We start from the raw sequence: 12127 nt of genomic DNA on the forward strand, positions 1-12127 counted from the left end.
ACCAATTCTGTCATCTGGATACCTGACAATCAGGCCGCTTTATCTCAAATAGCGAACAATTTACTTCAACCCAATACGGATGATGAAAGTGATGATGATAAAAAGATTAGCTGCGTTGATCTCTTGCAGCCTAGTAACCATGGCCGCCAACAGCGCCGTGTTACCCAGCGTTCAGACAGACAGCCATTGGTATAAGGAAAGTGCCGAGCGGGTGTCAAACAAGGCCACACTAGAAACCAAAGCAAAGGCCAAAAACGTCATTCTATTTGTGGGCGATGGCATGGGGATCTCTACCCTGACCGCCGCGCGTATCTACCAGGGCCAGCAGCTGGCCGGCAACCAGGGTGGTGAAGAGAACTTCCTAAGCTTCGAGAAGTTCGATCATACCGCCCTAGTCAAGACCTACAACACTAACCAGCAGACCCCAGATAGCGCCGGCACCATGACAGCCATCGCCACAGGTGTTAAGTCTAAGGCTGGTGTACTCTCAGTCTCTGAGCAATCACTGCGTGGCAACTGCCTGTCATCTAAAGGCAATGAGCTGGTCACCCTAGTGGATCTGGCTAATGCCAAAGGCCTGTCGACCGGCGTAGTTTCTACCGCCCGTATCACCCACGCCACGCCGGCGGCTACCTATGCCAACAGCCCTGAGCGTAATTGGGAAGCAGACAGCAACCTGCCAGCCGAGGCGGTTGCTAACGAGTGTAAAGATATCGCCTATCAGATGGTGATGCGTGACAAGGACAACGCCCTAACGGTCGCCCTGGGTGGCGGTCGCCGCGCCTTCATCCCTGAAACCGTGACCGACGGTGAGAACAAGAAGGGTAAGCGTAAGGATGGCCTGGATCTGACCAAGGCTTGGGTCGAGAACTTCGACAACGCCGCCTATGTGTGGAACAGCGAAGAGTTCGACGCTATCGATGTTGCCGCCACAGACCACCTGCTGGGCCTGTTTAACTCATCTCACATGGAATATGAGGCCGATCGCGCCGATGATGTGGGCGGCGAGCCTTCGCTGACCGAGATGACAGCGAAATCTATCGAGATGCTGAAGAAGAACGACAACGGCTACCTACTGATCGTCGAGTCGGGTCGTATCGACCACGGTCACCACGCGGGCAACGCCAAGCGCGCCCTGGCTGATGCCGTCGAGCTATCTAACGCCGTCAAGGCCGCGGTAGAAAACACCGACCCGGAAGAGACACTTATCCTGGTTACCGCCGACCACAGCCACGTGTTCACCATCGCGGGTTATCCAAAGCGTGGTAACCCAATCCTTGGTCTGGTACATGGCGTAGACGGCAGCGTTTCGACCGCCTTGGATGGTAAGCCATACACCACCCTAGGTTACACCAATGGTCCTGGCGCCGTTGTGGGTAATCGTGACGACCTATCTTCAGTCGATACCCAAGACAAAGACTTCATGCAGCAGTCTCTTATCCCTATGGGTAGCGAGACACACGCAGGTGAAGATATCAGCCTGCACGCCACCGGCCCAGGCGCAAACCTGGTACAGGGCGTGATGGAACAGAACGTCATTTTCCACATCATCAACCAAGCCCAAGCGCTTGGCGGTACTAAGTATTAATTGGGAGCAGCAAAATGAATAAGAAACTACTTGTACTGTCTGTAGCAGCCATTCTCGGCCTAGCGGCTTGTGGTAGCGACGGTGACAACGGCAAAGATGGCGTAGCCGGCACGCCAGGTACCGACGGTAGCAACGGCACTAACGGTAAAGACTGGACTGGCGTCAACCAGTGGTATATCGACGGTCAGAACCGCGTCACCAAGGCCGCGGGCATGAGCAAGAACAACGAGGCAGGCGCCGCCAAGAACATCATACTATTCGTCGGCGACGGCATGGGCGTATCCACGGTAACGGCGGCGCGCATCTTAGACGGTCAGCTCAAGGGCCAAACTGGTGAAGAGAACTCTCTCGCTTTCGAGACCTTGCCGCATCTGGGCCTGGCTAAGACCTATAACGTCGACGGCCAAACCCCAGACTCTGCCGGCACCATGACCGCCATGGTCACAGGTGTGAAAACAGACGTTGGCGTGATCTCACAGGCCGAAGGCGTCGAGCGCGGCGTGTGTTCATCGACCACAGGCCAGGACCTGGTGACATCATTGGAACTGGCCGCTATGGCGGGCATGTCTACCGGCGTAGTCTCTACCGCCCGTATTACGCACGCCACGCCTGCGGCAACCTATGCCCATGTGCCAGAGCGTAACTGGGAAGCTGACAGCAACCTACCGGCCGAAGCCGTTGCCAACGGCTGTAAAGATATCGCCGCTCAGATGCTGGACTTCAACGACGGCAAGGGGATCAACGTGGTCATGGGTGGCGGTCGCCGCGCCTTCATCCCTAACACCACAGTGGATCCTGAGGGCAAATCGGGTAAGCGTGCAGATGGTCGCGACCTGACCGCCGAGTGGATGGTGCAGTATCCTAACGCCGCCTATGTCACCGACCGTGACAGCTTCCTGGCCATGGACACCAACACCACAGAGCACGCTCTGGGTCTATTCAACTCGTCTCACATGGAATATGACTATGACAGAGTCGAAGATGGCGTCGAAGGCGAGCCTTCACTGGCCGAAATGACGGCTAAGAGTATCGACATCCTCAGCAAGAACGACAAAGGCTTCGTGCTGATCGTCGAAGCGGGTCGTATCGACCACGCTCACCATGCCGGTAACGCGGCCCGTGCCCTGCACGACACTATCGCCCTGTCAGAGGCGGTACGTGTGGCCATGGAGAAGACCTCGGCTAACGATACCCTGCTCATGGTCACGGCCGACCACAGCCATGTGTTCACCATCGCAGGTTATCCAACCCGTGGTAACCCAATCCTGGGTCTAGTGAAGAGCAACGACTCAAACGGTCAGCCATCAGTGACCAACTCTACCGATGCCAACGGCATGCCATACACCACTGTTGGCTATGCCAACGGTCTGGGCTTTGGCTCGCTGGAAACCGGCGGCGATGAGCGTTACAACTACGCCGCCGAGCCTGGCCGTGTCGACCTGAACTACATCGACACCCAGAGCGCCGGTTTCCACCAGGAAGCCCTGGTACCACTGGGAAGCGAAACCCACGCCGGTGAAGACGTTGCCATCTTCGCCCGTGGCCCGGGTGCCAGCCTGATTGAAGGTACGGTCGAGCAGAATCACATCTTCCATGTGATGAACTTTGCCGGTGACCTGGCCAGCAAGGCAGAAGCGGCCGCGGCGCAATAAGGCGCAGCGACCCGCAGCCTGATACCCTTGTCTGCCTCCTAGCTTCAGGCAGGGTGTCAGGCTGCTTATTTAGTTTTAAGAGAAATATCGGTAGGTCTATTATGTCTCGCTCAACACTCAAGTCAGTCTCACTCCTTCTCGGCGTCACCGGCACCCTGCTTGGCTCCCTGTTGCAGGGAAATTTAGCCATGGCCAACGCCCAAGCCAACATCCAGGCAAACGTCCAGTCAGGCAGCATGAGCCATCAGCATGCTGCCACTGGCACCTTAGTCTGCGATAGCACCGCTCAGCCGAGTCGCTTTCAAGCCAGCTACCAGGTAACGGCTGGCACAGAGGGTAAGACTCAAGCCCACCAGCTCATCCTGACCCGCTTGGATGACACCATCATCTACCAGCGCAGCCCGGTCAGCTATGAGGCCTGGCAGAAAAACGGCGAGTATATCCGTTACTTCCCCGAGCAGAAGCGCTCGATAAGCTATCGCCGCAGCGATCTGCTGGCGCTCAATATCCATACGGATATCGACAAACAGTTTCATCTGATCTCTCCAGCCGCCTTGAGCCAATTCGACAAGGGCGAGCAACATCAGGAGGCCTGTTTTACCCAGCAGCGATACTCACACACGAGTAAGAACCAGCAGCAATCTTTGGCACTCGACTGGATAAGCGAGCTAGCGCTACCCGCCAGCCTGACCATTACCCAGGGCGGCCAGCAGCTTAACTACCGACTCGCAAAACTCACCCCTGTCAGTCAGCAAGAGTTCAACCTGCTAACCTCAGGCTATCAGGACCTCGACTTTGCCGACGTGGGCGACAGCGAGTCAGACCCTTTTATCGCCAAGATGATCACCCAGGGCTTTATTCAGCATGGCAGCTCGGGCTTCTACTCGGCAGACGGTGAGCAGCTTGAAGGCAGCCATGACCATCATCACTAGGCCGTTTACCTGATAACAAAAAAGCCATCCTGAGGATGGCTTTTTGCTTTCACTGTGTTGCTTTCACTGTGGCTGTCTCGCCAGGCTAATCGCTCAGAGCAGCGCCTTGAGCTTATCAATGAAGAGGTCGATATCTTCGCGGCTGATATCCGCATGGGTCACCAGCCTCAGCGTCTTACCCGGACTGATGAGGATACCCGAGGCCTTTAGCTCCCTGGCAAGCTTGTCTATCGCCACACCGTCGGCCACGCGGGCAAACAACATGTTGGTCTGCACCTCGCCAAGGTCTACCTCAAACTCATCCAGGCTGCTTAACTGCTCGGCCAGATAACGGGCATTTTCATGGTCGATAGCCAGGCGGGCAACTTGATCGTTCAGGGCGATTTCACCGGCCACGGCTAATATCCCGGCCTGACGCATGCCGCCGCCTAGCATCTTACGCCAGCGCCGCGCCTTGTTGATCAACCGCTCATCACCGAGCAGCAGCGAGCCCACGGGCGCGCACAGACCCTTTGAGAGGCAGATGGAGACCGAGTCGAAATATTGGGTGATATCGGCAATGTCCAGATTCTGCGCCACCGCCGCATTGGCAACCCTGGCGCCATCGAGGTGGATCTTGAGCCGCTTGTTGAAGGCGAGCACCTGGGCCTCGGCCAGATAGGACTGAGGCAACACCTTGCCACCTATGGTGTTTTCCAGACTCAGGAGGCGGGTACGGGCGAAATGAAAATCGTCCGGCTTGATGGCCGCCTCGATATCAGAGAGCAAGATGCTGCCGTCAGCCTGATTAGTCAGCGGCTGAGGCTGTATGCTGCCCAGCACGGCTGCCCCGCCCCCCTCGAACTTGTAGTTATGGGCCTGTTGACCACAGAGATACTCATCGCCACGGTCACAGTGAGACATGAGCGCCAGCAGGTTGGCCTGGGTACCCGAGGAGGTAAACAGGGCACCGTCGAAGCCAAAACGCTCCGCCGCCATCGCCTCCAGTCGGTTAACACTGGGATCGTCTCCATACACATCGTCGCCAACCTGGGCATCAGCCATGGCGCGGCGCATCGCCGCCGTGGGCTGAGTCACTGTGTCACTGCGAAAATCAATCATCTTCCCCGTCCTACTCATCTTAAAATAGTACACCGAGCGCAAATATTACTCCTCGCCGCCCGCCCCCGCTAGCACCCGGCGATAAAATTATCACCCGGCGCCACCTACAACCCAGCTTAACCTGAATAAACTAATACCATACAAATTCAGGAGCACCATGACAAAGGCAACAAACTGCTAACAAGCCTGATTTAGACCCATGAAGCGATTAAAAAATCTAATCCGATTTTTTCAAAAAATCTCGCTGTCATTTATTGCTCTAGGCTGGCAATATGCGCTCTCTTTTTTCCCGACTGAATCGACAATGCAAGAAGCTGAATTTATCACCCTCCTCTGGCTCATCGGCATACTGGCCGAGGCTATGACAGGCGCGCTGTGCGCCGGCAGAAAACAGATGGATCTGTTCGGCGTGGTCATCATAGGTTGTACCACCGCCATCGGTGGCGGCACCCTGCGCGATATTCTCCTGGGCAACTATCCGCTCATCTGGGTCGAGAACATCCACTACCTGTTGGCCATCGCCTTCGCCTCCCTGCTGACGGTGCTCATCTCCCCCGTGATGCGCTATCTCTCCAAGCTGTTTCTGACCATAGACGCGCTTGGGCTGGCGGTATTCTCCATTGTCGGCGCCCAGAAGACCTTGCTCTTGGGTTTTAGCCCGGCTCTGGCCATCGTCATGGGCGTGGTAACCGGCGTCTTCGGCGGGGTGATCCGCGACATCCTCTGCAATCAGGTGCCGCTGATCTTCAAGAAGGAGCTCTACGCCCTGGTCTCTCTGACCACCGCCAGCCTCTACATGCTGCTACGCAGCTATGAGATCACCGAGTGGGTCAACCTAGCCATCAGCCTGAGCGTCGGCTTTAGCTTCCGCATGCTGGCTATTCGCTACCACTGGGGCATGCCCAAGTTTGACTATCAACACGGGGATCAGGGGAATCAGGATAGCCAGGCACATTAAGATTTAGCGAACCTTTCACCAACCCTGATATCGCAAAATCCAGGCACAAAAAAAGGTCGGCAAATGCCGACCTTTTTGCTGTCAATCAACCTAAGGCTTAAGCCGCCGGGGTCTCTTTGACATAGATATCCATCTGTGGATACGGAATACCGATATTGTTCTCATCCAGCGCCAGCTTGATCTGCTCTAGGATCTCGAAACGAGCTGGCCAGTAGTCGCTACCCTTGACCCATGGACGTACCACGAAGTTAACCGAAGAATCCCCTAGCTCGGTCAACGCCACTGTGTAGCCTGGATCTTTCAGGATATGGGCGTTGTTGTCCAATACCTGCTTAAGCACGTCTTTAGTCTGCTTAAGGTCGGCATCGTAAGAGACACCGATCACCAGGTCGATACGACGGGTTTCCATGGCCGAGTAGTTGGTGATGGTGCCGTTCATGATTGACGAGTTAGGCGCCACGATCACCTTGTTGTCCGGGGTGCGCAGCTTAGTCGAGAAGATGGTGATCTCATCGACCGTACCCGCGATACCGGCGGCCTCGATATAGTCACCCACGCGGCATGGACGAAACAGTACCATCAAGACGCCAGAGGCGAAGTTAGACAGCGAGCCCTGCAGAGCCAGACCCACGGCCAAACCGGCGGCACCGATCACGGCAACCAGAGAAGCGGTCTGCACACCTATCTGACCTAGGGTCGCGATAACGGTGAAGACAAACACCAAGGCCCAGGCCATGTTGGCCACAAAGGAGACCACAGTCTTGTCGATCTTGCGTTTATTCATCAACTTAGTGGTAAGGTTCTTAGCCACCTTGGCAAAGTACTTACCGATAAAGAAGATGACGATGGCAAAGATCACCTGAAGACCATAGGTCACGATCAGCTCAGGCGCTTGCTCGATATATTTATCCAAATTTTCCATGTAACGCTCCCTAATAAAATGGACCAGGATTATCTGGCCTCAACTATAAACTCGACTCTGCGGTTTAAGGCTCGCCCACCAGGACCAAGGTTATCGGTCACGGGCTGGCTGGCACCCTTGCCGACTATCGACAGCCTCAGTGCCTCAACACCATAATCTTGTACAAAAATCTGTTTTACTCGCTCGGCGCGCTGGCGCGACAGGTTCATATTGACCGCCTCGCTGCCGATGTTATCCGTGTGGCCGACTAGCGTTAACTTGGCATCGCTCACCTTTAGAAAGCCATGCACCTTTGCCAGCTGCGGCCATTGGTCGATACCCACCTCAGCGCTGCCGAAGGCGAAATAGACGCGAACGATTTCAGGCTCACTCGCACCTTGTTTAGCCGTGCTAGCTTGTTTAGCCGTGCTAGCTTGTTTAGCCGTGCTAGTTTGCTTAGCCGTGCTAGTCTGCTTAGCCGTGCTGGTTTGCTTAGTCGGCTCGACGCTTTTACCGGGCTCAGCCCCCTCACAAGCGATCAGTTGCGACGCCGCCCCCTTAGGGGCAATGCATGCCATCGCTTCGGCTCTAATCTCACAGCCCATAGCATCGACGGCGACATTGGGGCGCGAGTGTGGGCAGGCATCTTTGCTGTCTGGCACCCCGTCTCGATCCCTATCGACCCAGCCCTGAGCCTGCACGGCGCCGGCAAGCCAGACGCTGCAAAGCACGCCTAACAGGCCCTGACTCGCCTTTAAAACAAAGGCACTGCCCATTACACGGCAAATGGGCTTTACGCGACCACCCGCCATTAGCTTGCTTAGTTCAGTCATAGGAGTCACTCATGCCAATCACTCAAACAGAGCTGTCTCAAAACGCATGAAAAACAATCAAATATAAAGATGCAGACAGGGATACATTTTATATCCTTCTGCCTGCATCTCCAATATAAGAATATCTATCTAGTGAAATTAATTCTCATTCTGGCCTTCACCTGGCCGCCGAGCCCAGTCTAGCCATTAAGAGCCCACACGCTGCCCATAAAACTTAGATCTTGCCCAGTCAAAAAGCCAGTTAAAGATAATGGCATAGAAGAAAAACACCACCAGGAAAACCGCTTCCAGCATCAGCGCCTGCCAGATGGAAATGGCTAAGAACCAGGCCACCACGGGCACGGTTACAAACACTAGCCCCCCTTCGAACCCCAGGGCATGAAGCACACGCAGCTTAAGCGTGCGCCTGGTGCGATCTTCACCGAAATACTTATCGAACTGCAGGTTGTAGAAGTAGTTCCAGGTGACTGTGTAGAGACTAAGACCGATCCCCACGGCGGCCATCTCGGCCACCCCATGGCCGGTAAACCAGATGGCGATGGGCACCACCAGCACCAGGGCAAAAATTTCAAACAGCACAGAGTGCAGGATTCTCTCTGCTGTAGACATGCTGGTTGTAGGTATGATCTCTGTAGACACAATCTTTGTAGACACTATCTTGGTAGACATGAGCGTCGCTCCGCAAAATTAACTTGCGGCCATTTTTATCCACAAATATGATACTTAAAAGTTAGATACCATCTCATTTTACGATATGCCGACACTCGAACAGCTACAACTCTTTCTATCAACGGTGGAAACCGGCTCCTTCTCGGCGGCGGCCAGGCGCCTCAACAAGGTGCAGTCAGCGGTGAGCCAGCAGATCATCAACATGGAGATAGATTGCGATACGCAGCTGTTCGACCGTAGCGGTCGCTACCCAGTGCTGACCCAGGCAGGCCAGACCCTGTTACCCCAGGCCAGGGCCGTGATTGCCCAGCACCTGAGGCTGCAATCTCTTATCGACTCGCTGGACGCCGGACTGCCGCAGCAGTTTCGTGTGGCCATAGACGAAGGGGTTCCCTTCGCCGAGTTTAGCCAGCACCTGAGCCTGTTTGCCGACCGCTATCCCCTGATGCAGCTCGAACTGCGTACCCTGCCCAGCAAGGAGATTATCGAGCAGGTCAGGCAACAGAGCGTAGACATGGGGGTCGTCTTTAGCGAGGAGATCTATCCCCAGCAGATAGACTTTGAATCCCTGGGCTCGGTGAAGTTTGAACCTGTGGTCAGCCCCAAGCATCCGCTGGCCAAGGCGCCCATGAACAATCTCGACCAGTTGAAACTCCATCGCCAACTCACCATAGGCAGCAAACAGGGCCCGCAGTGGCGTTTTCAGGCGGAGCACTCGCCCCAGCTCTGGCTCGCCGACAACTACTATGCCCTGCTGGATCTGGCTAAGTCTGGCTTTGGCTGGGCCCTGCTGCCCGAACACCTGGTGCTGGACGCCTTAGAGCAGGGGCAGCTTTGCCATATTCCACTCACCATGGAGCAGATGGGCTGGATTGCCAATGTGGATCTGATCCAGCACAGCAGCGTCAATCAAGAGGTAAGCGGGGTATTCCGTCAGATCTTAACCGCGGCCATCGCCTAAGGGACATGCCTAAGATAGCGAGTAGACAAGGGTAGGATAGATGATGAGCGCGGCGAGCCAAGAGGCTCGCCGCAAATAGACTCGGTCTGGTCTAATTACTGAGTGAGGCCTGCTGATACCAATGGCTCCAGGCGGGTCTGGCGGTGGTGGCCATGTGGGACTGCATCCCTTCCAGCAAGCGAACCAGCAATGCCCTGTCTTCACTCTTGCTGGAATAGAACAGAGGATCGTAGAAGCAGCGACGCTGCAGAGGTTCGAGCTGGGTATCGAAGCCGCGATCGACTCCCGATACACAAAGATCCCGCGCCTTGAGCTGCAGGGATAAGGCCGCCTCGTCTTCCAGCAGATGTGCCACAGGGCCCATGAGAAGAATAAGTGCCAGACGTCCCGGCGGATTCTTCTGCCAGTGCTCCAGCTCACCCGACTTGGCACCCACCAGCAGTTGCTGCCAATGACTCAAGGTCTCCTGGCTCAGCTCCTTGGCCTCGACACCTTCGCCCTTCTCATAGTGGTGAAACCACTGCTGTAAAAACTGTTCCACGCTGCCCCCTAGATACGATTAAAGATACGATTAAATCATGAGTTTAAAAAATCTTGGTCGAGGCAGGATAACACCAGGCCAGCGGTCGGATAACTTGGACTTTGGTCGAAGGAAGTCCTAAATAGGGGTGACACGGCGTCGAGCGGCTCACACTTTTGCTTAAGCACTAAGGAAGGTGCGAACAAGTCGTCGCACAGCTCTGGCTTTGATAGCAGCGACAGTTCAAGGCATTCAACTGAGGGCATGCCGAGGCCTGCTGAAGTTGAATAACGCCGAAATGGTGTTGCTATCAAAGCCCCGCAGGGCGAGGCTTACAGCGGTATTTGCTGCGTTACAGTTCTTGCGAAGGACTAGGGCCATTCGCTGCAAACTGTGCCTAGCATCTATCCACTTTAAGCACACGCAGAGCAAGCCGCACAGCTCTGGCTTTGATAGCAGCGACAGTTCAAGGCATTCAACTGAGGGCATGCCGAGGCCTGCTGAAGTTGAATAACGCCGAAATGGTGTTGCTATCAAAGCCCCGCAGGGCGAGGCTTACAGCGGTATTTGCTGCGTTACAGTTCTTGCGAAGGACTAGGGCCATTCGCTGCAAACTGTGCCTAGCATCTATCCACTTTAAGCACACGCAGAGCAAGCACGGGACTTATTCGCACCTTCCCTAAAGTAACAGAGGCAAATAACAGGGGCCCTAAATAGGGGAAACAAAACGACAGGCATAAAAAAGCGGCCAAGGGGCCGCTTTAATAACAAACTGAAAGGCTATTTCGCCGCTTTCTGTGGTGGGTAGCTAAGCATCATGGCCGCTACCGCCTTATTAACCACCTCGACGCGCTCCTCTGGCGTACTCTTATCTCGGATGGTATCGGCAACCGAGCCGCGCCAGATGAGGTTACCCGTCTCTCTGTTGATCATATCCAGCACTAAGGTTCCCACCTCATACTCGCGCACCGTGGTTTGAGTATGCACACTGCCGCTCCAGCCCCAGCCTGGACGATAGTAGTAGGGGTCATAACCAAAGTTGGTATTAAAGGTATCGACATTGATCTTCTTATCGACCTTAGTGAAGTAGTTCACCAGCACGTCGGCACTGTCTGCCTCGACCTTACTGATTCCCTTCATCTGCAGTTCACGGTCTACCGCCTCGCGAACACGCTGATCCATCAAGCCGTCTAAGTTATAGGTAGTATCCTCTGTCTTCTTAACCACCCAGGCATAGGTCTTCACCTCATCGAAGTTGACCTTAGGATCATAATCGGAGCTGGTTTTCAGTGTGCTACAGGCCGAAAGGGCAAGTGCAGCGGCCAAGATAATCACCTTTTTCATAGACTCTCCAGCATGTTTCAGACATGGCTTAAACAGGAATTTATCCTAAAGCTTACCTAGCAAACCTCTGTTCTACAACTCTTCTTTATTGTAAATGGCGTTTCATTCAGCTTGACTTCAGCAAAAACCCAAATGATAATGATTATCAGTTAAGGTTAATTAAGATTCGTATCATGACTTGGTTTATCACAGCATTTGTTATCGCCAGCGCCATCTTTATGTTTGCCCCAAAATCCCTGGCCACGCCCATGGCGGACAGCACTAAGATCAAGGCCTCCCAGTGGGTGCTCTTTACCCTGCCTATGCTGGCACTGCTTGTCATGATGATCGCCCTGGCAACGGGTTATAGCTCGAGCCACGCCAGCATAGCCATCGGCTTCGCCCTCACCGCCTGTAGCGTGGCCATCAGCCGCTTTCATCGTCTCATCCTTCCCTGCGCCGCCTACACAGGCCTGTCACTGCTGATGTTGTCGCTGCAGTACCTTTAATTTTTGCAAGAGGAGTTTTGCACAACCAGCTTTGCTCACTGATTGCGACGGCTCACCTGTCGCCTTGGGATACAAGAGCACCGATATCTCCCTGCATTTGGTATCGGTCCTTATCCATGACCACCCTAGGGTGGTCTTTTTTTTGTATCTAGGGATTACTCCTCCCACAAGGGAGTTTCA

At 54.7% G+C, this 12127-nt stretch carries 12 protein-coding genes; 6 read left to right on the forward strand and 6 right to left on the reverse strand.

Annotation, left to right across the window (positions count from 1 at the left end):
* Positions 1–91: 91 nt before the first annotated feature.
* From L1D47_RS04475 to L1D47_RS04485, 3 genes are all read left to right on the forward strand, one after another.
* Positions 92–1588, forward strand: a complete 1497-nt coding sequence (locus tag L1D47_RS04475) for an alkaline phosphatase (protein ID WP_041510558.1) — start codon at positions 92–94, stop codon at positions 1586–1588.
* A 14-nt stretch (positions 1589–1602) separates the two neighbouring features.
* Positions 1603–3240: an alkaline phosphatase gene (locus tag L1D47_RS04480; RefSeq protein ID WP_239882735.1), complete on the forward strand. Its 1638-nt coding sequence runs from the start codon at positions 1603–1605 to the stop codon at positions 3238–3240.
* Between the two features lie 101 nt (positions 3241–3341).
* Entirely contained in the window at positions 3342–4172 is an 831-nt protein-coding gene (locus tag L1D47_RS04485; RefSeq protein WP_239882736.1) for a hypothetical protein, read from the forward strand.
* A gap of 93 nt (positions 4173–4265) precedes the next feature.
* Here L1D47_RS04485 and ltaE read toward each other — a convergent pair whose 3' ends face one another.
* Positions 4266–5273 carry a low-specificity L-threonine aldolase gene (gene ltaE / locus L1D47_RS04490; RefSeq protein WP_239882737.1) on the reverse strand — a complete coding sequence of 336 codons (1008 nt, stop codon included), beginning with the start codon at positions 5271–5273 and terminating at the stop codon, positions 4266–4268.
* Between the two features lie 304 nt (positions 5274–5577).
* On the opposite strand from ltaE, the gene L1D47_RS04495 reads away from it, so the two are divergent.
* On the forward strand, positions 5578–6231 hold the full coding sequence (locus L1D47_RS04495; protein WP_239882738.1) for a trimeric intracellular cation channel family protein: 654 nt from the start codon (positions 5578–5580) through the stop codon (positions 6229–6231).
* Between the two features lie 97 nt (positions 6232–6328).
* Here the strand turns inward: L1D47_RS04495 and L1D47_RS04500 are convergent, their stop codons facing one another.
* The 3 genes from L1D47_RS04500 to L1D47_RS04510 all read right to left on the reverse strand — a co-directional run bounded on the left by L1D47_RS04500 (position 6329) and on the right by L1D47_RS04510 (position 8574).
* Positions 6329–7153, reverse strand: a complete 825-nt coding sequence (locus tag L1D47_RS04500) for a mechanosensitive ion channel domain-containing protein (protein ID WP_041510444.1) — start codon at positions 7151–7153, stop codon at positions 6329–6331.
* A gap of 29 nt (positions 7154–7182) precedes the next feature.
* Positions 7183–7965 (reverse strand): OmpA family protein, encoded by a 783-nt coding sequence (locus L1D47_RS04505; protein WP_239882739.1) that lies wholly within the window; start codon positions 7963–7965, stop codon positions 7183–7185.
* Positions 7966–8151: 186 nt separating this feature from the next.
* Complete coding sequence (locus L1D47_RS04510; RefSeq protein ID WP_041510557.1) at positions 8152–8574, reverse strand: PACE efflux transporter; 423 nt, start codon at positions 8572–8574, stop codon at positions 8152–8154.
* Between the two features lie 145 nt (positions 8575–8719).
* Here L1D47_RS04510 and L1D47_RS04515 point away from each other — a divergent pair, with 145 nt between their 5' ends.
* Entirely contained in the window at positions 8720–9595 is an 876-nt protein-coding gene (locus L1D47_RS04515; protein ID WP_239882740.1) for a LysR family transcriptional regulator, read from the forward strand.
* A gap of 91 nt (positions 9596–9686) precedes the next feature.
* Here the strand turns inward: L1D47_RS04515 and L1D47_RS04520 are convergent, their stop codons facing one another.
* Positions 9687–10136 carry a DUF924 family protein gene (locus L1D47_RS04520; RefSeq protein WP_239882741.1) on the reverse strand — a complete coding sequence of 150 codons (450 nt, stop codon included), beginning with the start codon at positions 10134–10136 and terminating at the stop codon, positions 9687–9689.
* A gap of 759 nt (positions 10137–10895) precedes the next feature.
* Positions 10896–11459: a DUF4136 domain-containing protein gene (locus tag L1D47_RS04525; RefSeq protein ID WP_239882742.1), complete on the reverse strand. Its 564-nt coding sequence runs from the start codon at positions 11457–11459 to the stop codon at positions 10896–10898.
* A gap of 173 nt (positions 11460–11632) precedes the next feature.
* On the opposite strand from L1D47_RS04525, the gene L1D47_RS04530 reads away from it, so the two are divergent.
* Positions 11633–11947, forward strand: a complete 315-nt coding sequence (locus L1D47_RS04530) for a hypothetical protein (protein WP_239882743.1) — start codon at positions 11633–11635, stop codon at positions 11945–11947.
* Positions 11948–12127: the final 180 nt, after the last annotated feature.

The sequence above is a fragment of the Shewanella sp. Isolate7 genome (assembly GCF_022398425.1).
Classification (GTDB): Bacteria; Pseudomonadota; Gammaproteobacteria; order Enterobacterales; family Shewanellaceae; genus Shewanella.

Coding starts and splice junctions, on each gene's coding strand:
- L1D47_RS04475 (WP_041510558.1), top strand. CDS start 92: ATGATGATAAAAAGATTAGCTGCGTTGATCTCTTGCAGCCTAGTAACC.
- L1D47_RS04480 (WP_239882735.1), top strand. CDS start 1,603: ATGAATAAGAAACTACTTGTACTGTCTGTAGCAGCCATTCTCGGCCTA.
- L1D47_RS04485 (WP_239882736.1), top strand. CDS start 3,342: ATGTCTCGCTCAACACTCAAGTCAGTCTCACTCCTTCTCGGCGTCACC.
- ltaE (WP_239882737.1), bottom strand. CDS start 5,273: ATGATTGATTTTCGCAGTGACACAGTGACTCAGCCCACGGCGGCGATG.
- L1D47_RS04495 (WP_239882738.1), top strand. CDS start 5,578: ATGCAAGAAGCTGAATTTATCACCCTCCTCTGGCTCATCGGCATACTG.
- L1D47_RS04500 (WP_041510444.1), bottom strand. CDS start 7,153: ATGGAAAATTTGGATAAATATATCGAGCAAGCGCCTGAGCTGATCGTG.
- L1D47_RS04505 (WP_239882739.1), bottom strand. CDS start 7,965: ATGACTGAACTAAGCAAGCTAATGGCGGGTGGTCGCGTAAAGCCCATT.
- L1D47_RS04510 (WP_041510557.1), bottom strand. CDS start 8,574: ATGTCTACAGCAGAGAGAATCCTGCACTCTGTGCTGTTTGAAATTTTT.
- L1D47_RS04515 (WP_239882740.1), top strand. CDS start 8,720: ATGCCGACACTCGAACAGCTACAACTCTTTCTATCAACGGTGGAAACC.
- L1D47_RS04525 (WP_239882742.1), bottom strand. CDS start 11,459: ATGAAAAAGGTGATTATCTTGGCCGCTGCACTTGCCCTTTCGGCCTGT.
- L1D47_RS04530 (WP_239882743.1), top strand. CDS start 11,633: ATGACTTGGTTTATCACAGCATTTGTTATCGCCAGCGCCATCTTTATG.